Source organism: Actinokineospora auranticolor (genome assembly GCF_002934265.1).
GTDB classification, from domain to species: Bacteria; Actinomycetota; Actinomycetes; order Mycobacteriales; family Pseudonocardiaceae; genus Actinokineospora; species Actinokineospora auranticolor.
Genome location: NZ_PTIX01000001.1, coordinates 103,561 through 119,911, shown reverse-complemented (window position 1 = coordinate 119,911; position 16,351 = coordinate 103,561). Strand labels below are relative to the sequence as shown.

General features: G+C 71.8%; 8 protein-coding genes. All 8 read right to left on the bottom strand.

Going from position 1 to position 16,351, the window contains the following annotated elements; genetic code table 11:
• Positions 1-191: 191 nt before the first annotated feature.
• Positions 192-10,775 (bottom strand): toxin glutamine deamidase domain-containing protein, encoded by a 10,584-nt coding sequence (locus tag CLV40_RS00515; protein WP_104475821.1) that lies wholly within the window; start codon positions 10,773-10,775, stop codon positions 192-194.
• A 52-nt stretch (positions 10,776-10,827) separates the two neighbouring features.
• Positions 10,828-11,133, bottom strand: a complete 306-nt coding sequence (locus CLV40_RS00510) for a hypothetical protein (protein ID WP_104475819.1) — start codon at positions 11,131-11,133, stop codon at positions 10,828-10,830.
• Positions 11,130-11,537: a YbaB/EbfC family nucleoid-associated protein gene (locus CLV40_RS00505; RefSeq protein ID WP_104475817.1), complete on the bottom strand. Its 408-nt coding sequence runs from the start codon at positions 11,535-11,537 to the stop codon at positions 11,130-11,132. The genes CLV40_RS00510 and CLV40_RS00505 overlap by 4 nt, the downstream gene beginning before the upstream one ends.
• Before the next feature lie 9 nt (positions 11,538-11,546).
• Positions 11,547-13,718, bottom strand: coding sequence for a hypothetical protein (locus CLV40_RS00500; RefSeq protein ID WP_104475815.1), 2,172 nt, complete (start codon positions 13,716-13,718; stop codon positions 11,547-11,549).
• A gap of 143 nt (positions 13,719-13,861) precedes the next feature.
• Positions 13,862-14,224 carry a hypothetical protein gene (locus tag CLV40_RS00495; RefSeq protein WP_104475813.1) on the bottom strand — a complete coding sequence of 121 codons (363 nt, stop codon included), beginning with the start codon at positions 14,222-14,224 and terminating at the stop codon, positions 13,862-13,864.
• Positions 14,225-14,317: 93 nt separating this feature from the next.
• The gene (locus CLV40_RS00490) at positions 14,318-14,608 is read right to left on the bottom strand and encodes a hypothetical protein (protein WP_104475811.1); all 291 of its coding nucleotides are present in this window, start codon (positions 14,606-14,608) and stop codon (positions 14,318-14,320) included.
• 41 nt (positions 14,609-14,649) lie between these two features.
• Positions 14,650-14,940, bottom strand: a complete 291-nt coding sequence (locus CLV40_RS00485; RefSeq protein ID WP_104475809.1) for a hypothetical protein — start codon at positions 14,938-14,940, stop codon at positions 14,650-14,652.
• A gap of 75 nt (positions 14,941-15,015) precedes the next feature.
• Positions 15,016-16,350, bottom strand: a complete 1,335-nt coding sequence (gene eccB / locus CLV40_RS00480) for a type VII secretion protein EccB (protein ID WP_104475807.1) — start codon at positions 16,348-16,350, stop codon at positions 15,016-15,018.
• Position 16,351: the final 1 nt, after the last annotated feature.

Genomic DNA, 16,351 nt, shown 5'->3' with positions numbered 1-16,351 from the left:
CTCCGTGGCGACGCCGAGACCTGAGTTGTCCACAGGCCGACCACGACCACCCCAGTGACCAATTGCGCCGAATAGACTGAAGAAATAGGGGTGCCCCTGGCGGGGGACCCCTGCGCGAGCGAGCGGCATCAGGTCGGCCTGGCGCTCGCACCTGCCGGCAGGCAGGTGTGAGCGAGGTCTCCGGCTGTGGGTCAGGTCGGGTTCTCGTTGTCCGGGTCGGGGTCTTCGACCGAGGCCGGGGGGAAGGGGCGGCCTCGGGGTGGGAACTCCAGGACCCGGGGTTCCTCCGCGTCGGAGCCGATGACCAGGGCGATGATGTTCCACGTGCCGATGGCGGCGGCGATCTCCGCGATGAAGCCCGCGTCCACCGGGCCGTCGGTGATGACTCGGTAGCGGCCGCCGGTGAAGTCCATGACGATGTCGGTGCCCAGCAGGGGGATGGGTTCGCCGCGGCGGGCCAGGTCGCGCATGCGTTGGGCGTCGGCGGTGCGGAGGTGGCGGGCCAGGGCTTCCGCGCGCTCCTTCGCGCCTGGGGTGTCGTCGGCGGATTCGAGGGCCGTGTCCAGTTCCTCGCCTACCTCGTCCACGTGGGACAGCCAATCCGGATTGTCCGAAGTGGATAGTGACGCGTAGTCGGTCGCGATGCCGTGGGGTAGGCCGCGGGGTGCGCCCGGTACCGGATCGCCCGGGATGAAACGGTTCTGGGCGTCCAGTGGGATCGCGTGCACCCGGCCGAGGCTGGGAATGGCGTCGGGGGTCGCGGGGACGATCGTGCCTTGTTGGGGGTCGACGAGGGAGACCACGCCCTCGTGGTTGACCACGTTCCACGCGTGTCCCCGTCCGCCGCCCGCGCCGAAGGCGATGACCATGGCGTCGGCGCCGTGGCCCGCGCGGGTGACCCGCTCGATCACCTCCGCCAACGCCTGGGGGCCGGTGCCGATGAACTCAGGCGCGTACGAGGTCCACTCCGCCGCCTGCGTCACCGCCCCGCGCGGGGCCTGGCCGGGGGTGCCGATGCCCGCCACCCGGGGCACGCCGTGGTAGGTGGAGTGGAAGGAGACCACGGCGTCCACGCAGTTGATGTCGCGGCCCGGGTCGGAGCGGACGCCGTTGACCAGGTCCACCCAGGTGTTCGGGTCGCTGAAGCGGGTTCCGGGCGGCACCACGGATTCCAGGGCGTGGACTTCCGACGGCGTGGCGGGGGCCAGGACGTCCCGGATCGCACGGGGACCGGGCGGCTCGGGCTGGGTCACCGGACCGGAGTCGGCCTCGAAGTCGTCCCGAGAGCGCTTCGTCCCGCGCGGGCCGTCCGCCGGGCCCGGACCTGACGTCGGGGTGGCCTTCGGCGTCGACGGTGCCCACGGGCCGGTGACCTCGTCCACCCCGAACCGGCGCAACGGGATCCCTTGGCTGCTCCCGGCGTTGTTCGGATCCGCCTCCCAAGCCTGGTCCTCCTGAACCGTGCTGAGCCCACCGGTCCGGGAGCTCGAGCCGAGGTTCGACGTGGTCGGCGGAACCCGAACCGGCCGGGGCGCGCCCTCCGGCGGCACCACCGGATCAGGTCGCACGGCGGGCTGCTGGATGTCCGGCGCCGCCGTCCGCGCCGCCACCCCGTCGGCGATGTCCCTTGCGGTGAAAGCACTCCCGTTCGGCACGGTGAAGTTGTGCGGTCGCACGTCGAGCCCCAACCCGGCCACGAAGTCGACCACCTGGTTCAGCGCCACCCCGGGCGCCACGTGCAGGGTCCGGCCCTGGTCGTCGCGACCGACGACAGCGGGCGCGGGCGGTGCGGGCGCCGGTGTCCCGTTCGGGTGCAGGGTCGCCCCGTCGCCGGCCCGGGTGATCCCCAACCCCGTCGGCGGCGCGGTGTTCGTGCCGGTCCACACGTCCGCGATGGTGATCAGGCCCTCGCGCAGCGCGTCCGCCTCCCACACCCGGACCCGCACGTCGTCGGTGGTCGTGACCTTCACCGTGCCCGGCGGGGTCGTGCCGCCGCCGAACCAACCCTTGATCTTGCGGCCGAGAGCCGGGACCCAGTTCGTGTTGCGCGGCTTGACGTCCACGAAGAACTCGGTGGTCACGTCGAACAGGTACGACCGGCCGCCCTGCGACTCGACCGTCAGGTCGAACCGGCCGTTCGTCCTGGCGTCCGGGTTCGCGATGCCGCTGTCGGTACCGGCGGTCGGGGCGGTCGACAGGTTCGCGGGGCCGGGTGTCAGCTTGTCGTTCGGGTTCAGCACGGTGCCGCCGCCCTGCCCGGCCGCGGTGATGCCCCGCGTCCAGGTGACCGTGCGCGAGGACCCGCTCAGGCTGACGTCCTCGGTTTCCCGGCCGTGGTCGACCTTGCCGCCGCCCCCGGGCAGTTGCACCTGCCGGAACGTGCCCGGCACGAACCGCCCGGCGATCGACAGGTCGACCAGGTCGTCGTACAGGGCGTGCTTGGCGCCGACGATCCCCCTCGTCGTGTACGTGGGGCCGCTGAACAGCGACCAGCCACCGTTGTGCAGGGCTGTGCCGGTGGTCAGCGAGTGCAGCGCGTACTCCGACGTCGTGCCCTTGTTGGTGTAGGTGGACCGGTTCGCGGCGGCGGTGGTGAAGTTGTTGCGCGGCAGGTTGTTCCCGTTCCCCACCGGCTGGTTCGACATCTGCGCGAAGACCGCCTCGCGGATCGCCTTGACCGTGTCCGAACCCATGGACTCGATGTGCCACTGGGCATCGGGGTCCAGCGTCTGCTGCTGGACGTGGTTGGCGTCGGTCGGCGGCAGCTTCAGCGGGTTCTGCGCCAGCACGTCGAAGGTGGGCGCGGTGGTCGGCGCGGTCATCGCGGGCGACGACCGGGGGTCCGGCGCGACCAGGTCCACCGACCCGTTCACCGTGACCGGCGTGGTGGCCATGTCACTGCGGTTGAACAACCGGGTGATGTTGAGCGTCATCGTGTCCGCCGCGGGCAGCGGGGTGCGGACGCGGGAGATCTCCAGCGAGTACGTGACGTCGTGGGACGCGCGGTCGAGCTGGTCGAAGGTCAGCAGCCGCATCGGCTTGAGCGTCTTGCTGCCCGGCGCGACCTCCGACTCCGCGACCTGCCTGCTGACACCGGTGAGCGCGCCGAACATGCCGAGCTTCGACCCGGGACCGACGGTGACCGAACCGTCGGGGTTGGTGGTGCGCGGCGCGGCCGTGCGGTGCAGCGCGTCGGTCTGCAACCCGGCGGAGAGCTGGTAGGAGCCGGTGTTCTGCTGGGCGTTCGTGGTGGTGATGTAGGAGTAGGTGGTCTGCGAGTTCGGCACCAGCGGCGTGATCCGCGACGCGGGCCGGACCACCGCGGGGGGCGCGGGCTGGGCCGTGGGCGTCGCGACGATCCGGATGTCCACGACGTCCTGGTAGAACGGGTCGTTGTTCGGGATGGACACGATGCCGCTGTCGCTCAGCACGTCCTTGAGCGACAACATCCCCCGTGGACTGCCGAACAGCTCCGTCAGCCGCTCCAGCACGTCCCGCTGCCACTTGCCCGTCACGCCGAGCTCGTCGAGCCGCGCCCGCGCGCCCACGAGCGGGTCCGGCCCGTGCATGCGGGAGTTGAAGACCGTTGTCGTGCCGTGGGAAACGTAGCCCGGGCCGCCGTTGATCAGGTGCTGCGTCGCGCCGGTGGGGGCGGGCGCGTTCGGCAGCACGGCCGTGATCTCCGGCGGCACCGGCAGGCCGCTCTGGGTGAACAGCTCGGCCGCCGTGCGCGCGGGGAGCTGCACGAGCACGCCATCCGGCTCGTCCACGGTGACCGGCACGGTTTCCGTGGTCGCGGTCTTGATGCTGTTGCGGATGTTGACGTCGCCGGTGTAGGTGTAGCGGACGTCCATCGCCACCCACACCGTCGGGCCCTTGTAGTTGTAGAGCTGACGGCCACCGGGCGTGAGTTCGCTCGTCTTTCCCCTGCCCCAGCGCTTGTTCCCGCCGAACACCATCCGCACCCGGGCGCCCCACGGCGACACGCGCCGGGGCATCGCGTCGAAGGCCAGTTCCGCCTCGGCGCCGAACTGGCGGTGCTTGGTGTTGTTCACGACCAGGTCGCCGTCCTGCCTGCGCTGCAACTGGCCGTCCTTGCGCACATCGACCACGCGCGGCGCGGAATAGGCCGCGGTGGCGGACAACGAGCCGTTCATGTCGGTCAACCGGCCGGGTTCGACCAGCTTGTGCGGGCCGCCGACCTCACCGTTGAGGCCCAGCACGCTGAACCCGCGCCGTCCGACCTGGGACACGAACCCGCGCACCGCGTTGGCCGCCGCGGTGCCCGGGCGGGTCAGGTTGGAGAGCTTGTAGCGGATCTGCCGGTTCGGCAGGCCACCGCCGCGGTTGGTCTCGGTGACGGTGCGCGTGCCCCACGACGGCCACATGCCGCCCGCCCACGGGGAACGCCGGGTGACCGGCGCGGGCATGTTGGGCGGCGGGGCGGGCACGGGCAGCGTCTCCACGCTCTTGGCGAGCACGATGTCGAGTGCGTCGACGCTGTTCTGCGTGACCCGCACGTGCTCGATGCCCGCGAACTCGCCGAACAGCTCCGGGTCGACCACCACCGTGCCGTTGGCCAACGCGGGCGGGGTGCCGACGAACAGGCCCGGGGTCATCGTGCTCGCCGTGACCGGCTGGTCGGACCACGCGAACTTGTCGACCGGCGCGGACACCGTGACGGCGTTGTGGAACGTGCGCTTGCTCAGCTGCGGGGTGTTGGCGGCCAGGTTGACGTTCTGCGTGAGCGCGTTGGTGATTTCGGCGGCGGTCGGTTCGGTGAGCCTGTCGGCCGAGTTGGGGCCGAGGGTCATCTTGCCGCCCATGAAGACCCGGCGGAACCAGTTGGGCTCCACCGTCTGCCGGTGGACGACGACGATTTCCATGGTGCCGTCGAAGCCCCGGTACTCGCCGCCGTACGCGGTGACGCGCCCGTCGCGGCCGTTGGTGCCGACGATCGACGCGCGGCTCCGCTCCCAGGTGCCGGAGACGACGAACCTGGGCAGCGCGGACGACTGCGTACCGCCGCCCTCGGGCTTGCCGGACGGGCGGTCCTTGAAGATCGGCCGGAACTCGAAGCCGAGGCCGAGACGCGCGTTGCGGCTGAGCTGGTCGTTGCGCCTGCGCTGCGAGGTCGCGTGGTCCTGCACGGTCGCTTTCGCCTGCCCGGAGGGGAAACTCCCGGCGGGCGGGGTGATGGAAGCGTAGATCTCGAGGGTGTGCTGGAAGCCGCCGGAGATCCAGTTGACCTCCTCGCCGCCGTGCAGCGCGTTGTAGAGGGCGGTGACCGTCTTGGGGTCGCTGTCGAACTTCTCGTTGACCGCGTCCTGGCCCGTTTGGTCGAGCCCGTTGGTGATGAAGGTGACGATGTCGTTCTTGCGCGGCACGGCGGTGATGTCGTCGGTGCCGATCCGGTAGGGCTGGTTGCCCGCGGTGCGCGGCGAGGAGTTTGTCGGCGAGAGGTGTTGCGGGATGGGCAAACCGAGTTCCCGCGCCACGGGAACGGGAATGGTGACCAGTTCCGTGACCGTGCCCTGGGTGGGCGCGTTCGCACCGACCGCGACGTCGAGCGTGCGGGTGACCTGGTAGACCAGCTCGGGCTGCGTGGCGTTGCGTTCGACCGCGGACTCGTTGCCGCGGGTGTAGCCGCCGGTGCGCTGGCTGGCGAAGTCGCTGAACAGGCCGAGGAACCACTGGAAGTCGCTCGTGTCCATGCCCGCGGCCATGCCGAGGGCGGCGGTGATGTCGCTGCCCTTGTTGATGACCGACGACGGCGCGGTGCCCGTGCGCTGCTCGTCGACCTTGTTGGACGGGCCGAGCAGGCTCACCTGCGGGGCGCCGTTGGGCGTGACCACGACCTGCTGGCCGCCGATGGTCTCGGTGACGCGGCCGTTGTCGCGCATGTGCCGAACACCCGGCGAGGACAACAGGTCCGCGACCGACTTGCGGTGCTGGGCGCCGACCTGCGTGGTGATGCCGTCGGTGAAGGCCGTGGGGACCCGGACCGCGTCGGAGGTGAGCTGGTCGCGGCCGTTGTCCGGCAGCGCCACGGGAGCGGTGTTGGTCGGCACCACGGCGGGCACCCGCATCCCGACATCCACTGTGGACACCGCGGGGTTGGGGTTGCCGATCCGGGTGGCGGTGATCTCGATGTCGGTCTCCACCCACGCCCGGTCGGCGGTCCGCACACCGGGCCTGCTGGTGTTGTTCGACGTCATGCCCTGGTTGCGCCTGAGGGTGAACCCGGCGGAGGCGACCGGGCGCAGGAACGGGACGACGTCGACGATCGGCACCAGCGACACGAACGGCACGCGGACCGGCAGGTTGGACGACGTGGAGATGGCGACGGGGTTGGCCGCGTCGTCGCGCACCGTCTTGACCACGTCGGGGTGGGAGTTGGGCACGGCGTTGACGGTGGCGGACTTGCGCGTGTCCCCGGGGCGCTTGGGGGTGCCGGTGAGCAGGACACGGGCCTGGGTGCCGTCGCCGAGGGTGACGGTGATCTCGTGGCCCTGGTTGATGATGTCGTCCAGGTGCTGCTCGACGGCCTGGCGCGCGGCCTGCCCCGCCTGCCCCGCGATGGCCGCGTTCTGGTCGCCGAACAGGCCGGTGACCGAGTTCTGCACACCGGTGGTGTCGCCCATCCGCTCGACGGCGATCCGCTCGGCGAAGGGCACGTCGGTGAGCAGGGTGAGGCCGCGTTCGACGTCGCCCTGCTTGGCGGCGTTCTTGGCCTCCGCCGCGAGGTCCTTGGCGTTGCGGGCCGTGTTCGCGGCCGAGGTGGCCGCCGCGGCGGCGGCCTGGGCGGCGGTGTCGGCGTCGTCGCGGGCGGTGGTGAGCTGGTTGTACAGGTTGTCGACCAGATCGGCCTGCTGGTCGGCCTGGGTTTGGGCCTCGTTGGCCTCGTCGCGCAGTTGTCCCGCGGTCCGCGTGTCCCGCACGATCTGCGCGGACATGGGGTCGCGTTGACCGGTCAGGGTGACGATCTCGGCTTCCTGCTCCGCGACGGTCCGCTCGCGGGGATCCGGTGCGGTGCTCTGCGGTGCGCTCTGCTGGGCGTTGCTGGGACCCGCGTTCTGCTGTGCGGCCGCCGCTTTGTCGCGAGCGATGTCCCGTTTGGTCTGGTCGACCTGGTTCTGCAAACCTTCGATGCGTTGGGTCAGTTGGCCTTCGCGTTCGGTGAGCAGGCGCAGGTCCTCGGCGGCGGTGTCCGCGAGCCCCAGGCGGCGCTGGGCCTCGTTGTGCAGGCGCAGTTCGGTGGCGGCCTCGGTGGTGATCCGGGTCTGGAGGCCGACGGCGGTGGCGACCGCGTCCGCCGCGGCCTGCCGCTGGGTGATGGTGGTCTGGTGGTGGGTGTTGGTCTGCGTGGCGGCTTGGGTGGCGGCCTGGGTGCGTTGGCCCGCCGTCTGGGCGCTGGTGTTGGCCGCGGTCGCGGAGACGTGCGGACCGCGGGCGGCGGCGTGCGCGGCGGCCTCCTGGGTGCGCAGGGCCGCCAGTCGCGCCTGGGTGCCGCGCCGGGTCCGGGTGGCGGTCTCGAGTTGGGTCCGCAGTGGACGGTGGGTCTCGACGAGGGTGTCGAGTTCGATCTGGGCGCGGTCGCGTGCGGTCTGGGCGACCAGGGCCGCCGCGGGGGTGGCCGCGTTGTTCATGCCGGTCTGCGCGTCCGTGACCCGCTGCGCGATGACGTCTTCCTGCTGGTCGGCCCGGTCGTTGCGCTGCTGGAGCAGGCCCTCGGCGCGAACCTGGTCCTCCAGGGTGGCGACCTCGGTGTTGATCTGGCCGCGGATCTGGTTGAGCCGCTGGATCAGCGGCGCGGCAACGGCTTGGGTGGCCGCGACCGCGGCCTGGGCCTGCCGGTTGGCCTCGTTCGCCGCGACAACCTGGGCCTGCGCGGACCGGCGCTGCTGCTCGGCCGCCAGCACCGAGCGCTCGGCCGCGGTCTGGTGGCCTCGGGCGTCGGTGACGGCTTGCGCGGCGAGGTTCGCCACGTTGGCGATGGGCCGCCGCCCGAACGAGTCACCGATCGCCTGCGGCCCGGTGCTGCCCGCGTTGTCGAGGGTCGGCCCGCCGATGAACTCCCCCGCCGGGTCGAGCGTGATCGCCCAGACCTTGCCCGCGGGTGGGGTCTTGGTGCCCCAGGTGCCGTCCTGGGCATCGACGTGGGAGACGACCCCGTCCTGGTTGACGATGTTCCACGCGTGCCCGTCCTTGGCGCCGGGCGGTGTGGTGAACACCAGGGCGTCGGTGCCGTGCCCGCCCTCGCGGACGCGCCGCACCACCTCGTCGACGGCGGCCTTGCCCTCGCCGATGTACTGGGGCGCGTACCCGGTCCGCTCCCCCGCCCGGCCCGCGCTCTGCCTGCCGGTGCCCGCGTCGGTGGCCTGACCCCGCCAGGTCGAGTGGAACGCGACGGTGGCGTCGACGCAGTTGAGGGTGCCGCCCGCGGGGTTGATGGACCCGACCCACCGGCGGAAGTCGCTGAACCGGCCGGGCACGGAGAAGGCGGGCTTGCGTCGTTGGACCTGCGGGGCGACCTCGACCTTGCGCCGCTTCACGCCTTGGCCGTCCGGCCCGGCGGTCGCGACGGCGGTCTGGGGCGTCTTGGCGGTGGTGGGGAGGGAAGGGGTGCTGGTCGTGGGCCGGGTGAGTTCCGACTCGCCGACCTTGTCCTTGCGACCCGCGTCCGCCCGCCGCTTTCCGCCTGCGGTGGATTGGGTGGCGCGGGGCAGTCCCTTGCCGGACGGACCAGGTGTGGTCGCTGTCGAGTTGGCCTGGCTCACCGTGCTTGACGTGCTGCCCTGGCCCACGGCCTTGGTAGCGGCCGACTGCGCGGCGCCACTCTGACCGGAGTTGGTCTGGCTGACCCCGGCCTGCGTGGAACCGGTCTGACTCGCCGTGCTCGGTATGCCGTTCTGGCCCACAGCCACCTTGTTCGCCGCGGCGCCGTTCTGACCGGAGTTGGACTGACTGGTGCCTGCCTGCGTGGAACTGGTCTGGCTCACCGTGCTCGGGGTACCGCCTTGCCCCACCGCGACCTTGTTCGACTGCGACTGCGTGGCCCCGCTCTGCCCCGAGGTGGACTGGGTGGTCCCGGCCTGGGTCGAGCTGGTCTGGCTCATCGTGCTCGGCGTGCCGCCCTGGCCCACCGCGACCTTGTTCGAAGTCGACTGCGACTGCGCGGCGCCGCTCTGGCCGGAGTTGGACTGGGTGGTGCCGGTTTGGGTGGCGGTCGTGGCGGTCTGGGACGTGGTTTGCGCTGTGCTCGGGGCGTTGGTCGTCGAGGTCGTCGAGGTCGAGGTCGTCGAGGTCTGAGCGGTTGTGGCCGGGGTGGTCGAGGTCTGGGACGTGCTCGTGGACGTCGTCGAGACCGGCTGCGTTTGTGCGGTGGCCGGGGTGTTGGTCGTCGAAGTCGTGGGGGCTGTCGTCGTCGAAGTCGTGGTCGAGGGGGTCGTGCTCGGAGTCGTGGTGGGCTGCCCCGCGTTCTGACCACGCGTGGTGCCCTGTGACGTACTGGTCTGCTGCCCGGTCTGGTTGCCGGATTGGCCGACCGTGCCGTTCTGCCCCTGCCCGCCGGTGTTCGTCGCGGTACCGGGGACCTGCGGACCGGGCCCGGCGCCGCCGGGTTGCCCGGTGCCCACCTGGGGACTCAGCGTGCCGCCGGTGACCGGCACGGGTGTGCCTGTCTTGGGTCCGATCAGCCCGCCGACGGTGTCCGTCGGCCCGGTGTTCGGTCCCAGCAGCGGGGCCGTCGGGTCGTCCACCGAGACCTTGTCGTCCTCCACGACGATGTCCGGTCTCGTCACCGGGTTCTCCCCCGTGCCGTTCGCGCCGGGGGTCGTCGGGGGCGGCGGCGTGTGCAGGGCGTCGCCGATCGTCGTACCCACCGCGCCCGCCGTGCCGGACACCGCGCCCGAGGTGGCGGAGTACGGGTTCATCTCCCATTCGCCCTCGGTGATGTACTTGTACAGCGCCTCGGTGAAGGTTTCGTGGAACGCCTCGACACCGATCTCGGTGAGGTGGTGCGGCACGGCCTTGTGCCAGTCGAACTTGCCCTTGGCGATCTTGCCCAGCCACGAGTCCAGACCGGACGTGGAGACGTGCGCGATGGCCTTGCCGATCCCGGCCAGCGGCAGGGTCAGCGCGCCGCCGAGCGCGCCGACCGCCACCGCCGACAGCGTGTACTTCGGGTTCCACTCCGTGCGGCTGCCCATGCCGAACTGGATGAGCTGGGCCAGCACGTCGATCACCAGCTGGAACGCGATGCCCAGGAGCTCCGCCTGCAGCACCCGGATCAGCAGCCTGCCCAGCAGCGTCTTGAGCAGCCACCGCACGATCGCCATGCGGGCGGCGAGCCAGGCCATGCTGCCGCCCGCGGTCGGGCCCGCCATGGCGATGGCCCAGGCGATCTCGACGATCAGCGAGACCAGCGTCAGGATCGACACGATCTTGACGTACTCGACCTCCAGCGCCAGGTCCCGCAGGAACTTCGCCAGCGCCCGGAACTGCTCGTCGGCGATGGAGAGGTAGTTGTCGCTGCCCTCGACGTACGGGGCCATCCGGTTGGCGAAAGCCAGTTCGGCGGCCCCGGTGAAGGTGGACCGGATGCCGGCCACGGCCCGCCGCAGGTCCGGCGCCAGTTCGCCGGTCAGCCGGTTGGCGGTGGTCTCCCACGCGTCCGCGAGCGCCCGCAGCTTGTCCTCGTTGGCGTCCGGCCACTCCTCGCCGGTGAGGACCTGGAACAGCTTGCGCACCTCGTCGGAGACCATCATGGCCATGGCCGGTCACACCTCCACGTCGATCACGTCAGGGACCACTGGCGTGGACCGGTCAGGGCGGTACGGCGGCGTTGGCGTCCTCGTCGGTCTCGCGGAAGACGCCCGCGGTGGTGATGGTGCGGCTCCCGGTCTCGCCCAGGGACTTCTGCAGCAGGCGCAGGAACTTCAGCGCCTGCTCCTCGCCGGGGCGGTAGCCGGAGTCGAACTTCTCCCCGATCTCGCCGGTGCCGCCCGCGCCGCGGTTGGTGTCGGCGGCGATGAACAGCTGGTTGCAGATGTCGACCGCCAGGTCCACAGTGGCCCGGATGTTCACGCCGCCGTTGCGCAGCGCCTCGGGGTCGACCGCCAGCCTGCTCACCGCGGTCCCCCCTGCGGGGTGCCGTTGGCGACGGCGGTGTCGAACATGGCGTCGAGTTCGCTGATCAGGTCGTCGGCACTGTCCTTGGTGAACGACATGCCGTTCGGCATCACCCCGGCGAAAACGCTTGCGGTGGCCGCCGCCGCCTGGTCCTGGGCCTTGGCGACCACGTCGACCAGTCGGGCGGCCAGTTCGCCGGGGGCCAGGTCGCGCCAGCGGCGGCCGTGGAACTTGAGGCCGACCAGCTTGCCCTGGCCGTCCACAGTGGCCTCCACCATCCGGTCGTCGGCCGCGACGGTCGTGCTCGCCTCGGCCACCTTGGCCACGGCCTCGGTGATGCGCGTCTGCTGCTCCCGCAGCTCGACCAGCGCGGCGGCCAGTTCGTTGTGCAGTGGTGTCGACATCCGTTCCTCCTACGAGGTCGTCGCGGTCTGCTCGGTGGTGCGGGTGGGCTGCTCGACGGGCTTGCTCCGGGCACCGGTGCGCAGGTGCACGTGCGTGGTGACCAGCGGCTCGTCGATCTCGGGGGCGCCGCTGTCCGGGCGGCCGATGACGCCGTCGCCGATGTCGGTGTCGGTGCCCCAGACCTTCTCGTCCTCCGACAGCCAGGTGGTGCGCTCCCGCTCCTTCTCCTCGCGGCCCGCGCCACCCGCGCCCCCCATCCCGCCCATCATCGGCGGCATGAACGGCATCCCGCCGCGCTGGTCCTCGCGCCCGTCGACCGACCCCGGGCCGCCCGCGCCCGCACCCGCGTCGCCGCCGCGCCCCGACCAGTCCGACCACCCCTCGCCGGAACCGGACCCGAAGGCCCCGTCCGAGCCGACGCCCGCGCCGCCACCGGCCGCGCCCCAGGCGTCGAGACCGCCCGCGCCGCCGCCCGCGCCTTCGGCCAGCTTGCCGAGCTGTTCGGCGTTGAGGTCGACGCCGGGCAGGGAGCCCGGGGTGGAGCCGGGGCCGAAGCTGGCGCCGCCGTTGGCGCCCCCCGAGGAGCCGGGCAGCTGCGGGGACAGCGGATCCCGTTGGCCTGGCTGCCAGCCGTCGTCGCCGATGGTGCCGTCGGGTCCGTCGCCGACCACACCGGGGATGTCCCCGATGCCGCCGGGGCCGCCGTTGGCCGGGTCGCGGCCCGGTCCGGTGCCGGGCAACCGCCCGACACCGCCGCCGTTCGGACCGGGGAGCAGTGTCGGGAAGCCGCCGGGGCCGCCGTTGGGGCCGCCCGCGCCGGGCAGGTTCCCGACCCCGCCGGGGCCGCCGTTCGGGTCGTGGAGGCCGGGCAGGTTCCCGGTTCCGCCGGGACCGCCGTTCGGGCCGTTCGGGCCGCCGGTGAGGGAGTCGTTGAGCCCCGGGATGTTCGGTCCGTTGCCTTCGGGGCCGCCGTTCGGCGGGTCGATGTCGCCCTTGCCGTTGAGGTTCGGCACGTTGCCGTTGCCGCCGCCGCTGCCGTTGGGGGGCGGCGGGACGGTCGTGGGTGGCGGCGGGGGCGGGGTGTCGCCGGTGCCGTCGGGGCCGCCGTCGGGTGGGGTCGGGGGCAGCGTGCCGATGGTCGGCGGCGCGTTCTCCTTGAGGGTGCCGAGGCCGCGCGCGCTGCGCCGGTACGCGGTCTGGAGCTTCTCGAACTCCACGCGCGCCCGCTCGTCCATCTTCGTCAGCTCGGTGCGGATGTAGGTGCTGATGGCGGTGTTCGCCTGGTCCCAGGTGGACTGGAGGGTGAGGTCGCCGTCGACGACCGGCATCCCGGTCGGCATCACCGGTTTCGCCAGCCGGTTGGAGGCGTAGAGCGCCATCGAGTCCTTGATGTACTGCTCGGCCTTCGCGCGGTCCTTCGCACCCCACTGGTCCAGCAGGTACGGCGGCAGGCCCCAGCTCGCCATGTCCTTGGTGGCCCGGTCCAGGCCCTGGTGCTGGATGTGCTGGTGCACGCTCTCGATGAACAGCATGGCCGTCTTCGCGGGCTCCTCCCAGAGGAAGGTCCGCGAATCCCACCAGATGCCCGCCATGTTCTTGCCGAAGGTGGACAGCGCGTCCGCGGCCTCGGTCAGCCCGGTCGCGGTGGCCGGGGTCCGGTCCTCCGTGATCTGGTGGCGCAGGTCGTTGAAGGTGAAGGCGAGCCTGCGCAGGTTCGACTGGATCGCGAACGCCGCCTTGCCCTTGAAGGCGCTGTCGTCGCTGTCGAGGCCGTCCGCCCAGTACTTCGAGATGTCGGCCTTGTTGGAGAGGAAGGTGGTGTAGGCCGTGACGACGGTCGAGGAGTCGCGCAACCGCTGGACGTCCATCAGCCCGGTCTTGCCGGAGAACAGCGGCAGCGCGATGCTCTCGATGTCGTTGGTGGCGGTGTTCCACGCGTGGTAGGCGCCCTGGTTGTGGTCGACGCCGAAGTAGTACTTGTCCCAGGCGTGGTAGGAGTAGGAGTTCGCCGAGGAGCCCGGCGGGGTGAACTTGAACCAGGTCTGCGGCGTCTCGCCGGTGCCCGCCGCGCTGTCGAGCACGGCGTGCAGGTCGCTGCCCTGCCCGGTGACCGCGAACAGGATCTCGGAGAACGTCGCTCGGCTGAAGTCCCCGGTGGGTGGGACCTTGGGGTCTGGCATGGTGGCTCCTCGACTGAAGTCCCGTGGTTTCCGACTGGTCGAGCCCGGGTGTCAGCGGTCGCGGCACGCGGGCGGCGGGTGGCCCGCCGGGTCGGGGACGGCGCCGGGCGGGGAAGAGGGGGTGGGGGCGGGGCGTACCCGGCTCAGGCGCGGCCGCCGGTGTTGAAGTCGGGGTACTCCGCGACGAACCGCGTGATGTCGTACTGGGCCAGGTCGTCGGTCTCCTTGAACACGTCCTTCGCCGCGACGAGCGCGTTGCGGAACCTGACGATCGCCTGGCGCATCTTCTCGTTCTGCTGCTCGACCGAGCCGCCGAACCCCTTGCCCTTGTTGACCAGGTCCAGCGCGGCGTCCCACTTCTGCGTGCCGGGCTGGAGCTCGAAGTCGCCGTCGAGCGGGTTGGTCGGCGACTCGGTGGCCTCGTGCAGCAGGTCGTGCTCCATGTCGTCGAGCACGGCGATCAGTTGGTTGTACTTGGTCTCGTCGAAGGTGATGTGCTGACCCATGACTCTTCTTCTCCGTCTCGGATGGGGTGGGGACCGGCCGGGCGCCGGGTCCACGTGGATTTATCCACTGTGGACACCGGCGTCCCGGGTGGGTCACCCGAGCATGATCCCCTGGCCGCGCAGGTCGCCCTCGCCGAAGATCTCCTGCGCGTTGATCGACCCCAGCGACTGGGCGTTCAGCTTGGTCTCCATGTCGGTGTATGTGCCGGTCCAGGTGGTCTGCGCCTCCTGCCACACCGGGGTCGCCTTGCCCTGGGTGGCGACCTCGATGTTCTTCAGCGACGCGTTGAGGTTGGTCAGGATGTCGCCGAGCTGGCGGACGTACATGTAGAGCTGCTCGTTGAGCTCGAGGTAGCCGTCGTGGTCGATGTCGAACGCGGTCATGTCCGTGTGTCCTTTCGGGAGGGTGGGGAAGGCTCGCGGGATCAGACGTTGGCTGCGCCGTCGGCGTCGTTCTGGGTGTTGCGGTTGGTCTGCAGCAGGCCGTTGGCCTTGCCGTTGAGCACGTCGAGCTGGTTCTTCACCAGGGCGAAGTCGGCGGTCCAGTCGCCGATGGCGGCGGCCAGCTTCATGCCGGAGGTCGAGTTGTTGACCGCGGGCAGCATGCCCTGGATGTTCATGACGCCCTTGTTGAGGTCGGCCATGCCCTGCAGCGCGGTGTCGGTCGCGGTGATGATCCCCTGCAGGGTGGCGTCGTCGTAGGCATAGCGTGCCATGGTCGGTTTCTCCTTCTGGGTGTGGTTTTCCCGCGTTCCGCCCGGAGTGGGCGGAACGCTCGGCTTCGTCGTCGGTCAGGTGATGCGGTCGAGCACCGGCCCGGTGGGCAGGAGCGCGATCAGGTCGGCCGGGACCTGGGCCGCGGTGTCAGCGGGGTGGCCGAGCGCGGTCGCGGCGTCGGCGCTGGCAACCGGGTACTTGGTGCCCGCGTCGGTGACCAGGTACATCCCCGCGCCGGGCACCCCGGGCGCGGGCCGGGTGCGCACCAGCGTCCCGGCGCCCGGTTCGACCTCGACCCGGTCGGCGGTGCGGGTGTCGCGTTCGGCGCCCTGGGTGTCGGGGGCGCGCTCCCCGCCGATCTTCCCGCGCACGACGAGTTCGGCGGAGTCGCCGTCCCACCGCACGCACGGGGTGCCGCCCGCGAGGTCGAGGGGCGCCGGGAGTTCGGCGGGCATGGCGGTCTGCCAGTCGGGTGCGGGCAGCAGGGTGGCCTCGGCCACGGCGGACGCGGTGACCTGGCGGGGCGGCTCCTCGGCGGCGGGGTCGGCGACCAGCAGCGCGGCGACGGTGTCGGTCACCGGCAGCAGCCCGGTGGGCTGTGCGAGGTAGAACTTGCGTCCCACAACGGCTTCCGGCACCTGGATGAGCTGTCCGACCGCGGTCGGCCTGCCCGCGATCGTGGGGCCTTCGCCGCCGCGGCGCACCTTGGGCGGGCCCAGGTCGGGTCCGGCGGGCAACGCGTTGAGCCAGGACTCGGTCACGGGTACGGCGGTGCCGGGGTCGAGGCCGAGCGCGGCGGGCACCCAGGTGGCGGTGACGCGCATGCGGCGGTCGCGCCAGGCGAGGTGCGTGGCCCCGTCGGGGGCCCGGACGAGGAGCGCGCCGTCGGCCGCGGGCACCGGGTCGGGTGTCGTGCCGATCGCCAGCGCCACACCGGGTCCGTCTGTTGTGGACATCGCGCAGACCGCCCACCGGCGGACCGGGCCACCCGCGGCGGGCAGCGAGTCCGGGGCACCCATGATGCCGATCGGCCCGCCCTGGGGGACCCCCGCGAGGTCGGCGGTGTCGACGGTGGCGACCTTGGGGTCCTTGCCGAGCATGAGCCGCGCCGAGGCGTAGTTCAGCACGGGCCGGAGCCTGCCGTCCACCATGAGGTAGCGGCTGCCGGTGTCCTCGTCGACGACCAGCGTCCCGGGTTGGCGCCACGCGGTCGCGCCGCCCGGCGAGAGCAGGCCGACGACCAGGACGACGATCAACACCAGCCCGGCGACGGCCGTGCCGCCCGCCAGCCCGACCACGGTCCGCCGCAGTGGTCGGTCGACGGCGTCGGGGTCGACCCGCAGTACCGCGCTCACCAGCCTGCCCACGAGGAACGAGTGCGCCTGGACCTGGTCCCGCCTGCTGTACACG

Coding starts and splice junctions, on each gene's coding strand:
- CLV40_RS00515 (WP_104475821.1), bottom strand. CDS start 10,775: ATGGCCATGATGGTCTCCGACGAGGTGCGCAAGCTGTTCCAGGTCCTC.
- CLV40_RS00505 (WP_104475817.1), bottom strand. CDS start 11,537: ATGTCGACACCACTGCACAACGAACTGGCCGCCGCGCTGGTCGAGCTG.
- CLV40_RS00500 (WP_104475815.1), bottom strand. CDS start 13,718: ATGCCAGACCCCAAGGTCCCACCCACCGGGGACTTCAGCCGAGCGACG.
- CLV40_RS00495 (WP_104475813.1), bottom strand. CDS start 14,224: ATGGGTCAGCACATCACCTTCGACGAGACCAAGTACAACCAACTGATC.
- CLV40_RS00490 (WP_104475811.1), bottom strand. CDS start 14,608: ATGACCGCGTTCGACATCGACCACGACGGCTACCTCGAGCTCAACGAG.
- CLV40_RS00485 (WP_104475809.1), bottom strand. CDS start 14,940: ATGGCACGCTATGCCTACGACGACGCCACCCTGCAGGGGATCATCACC.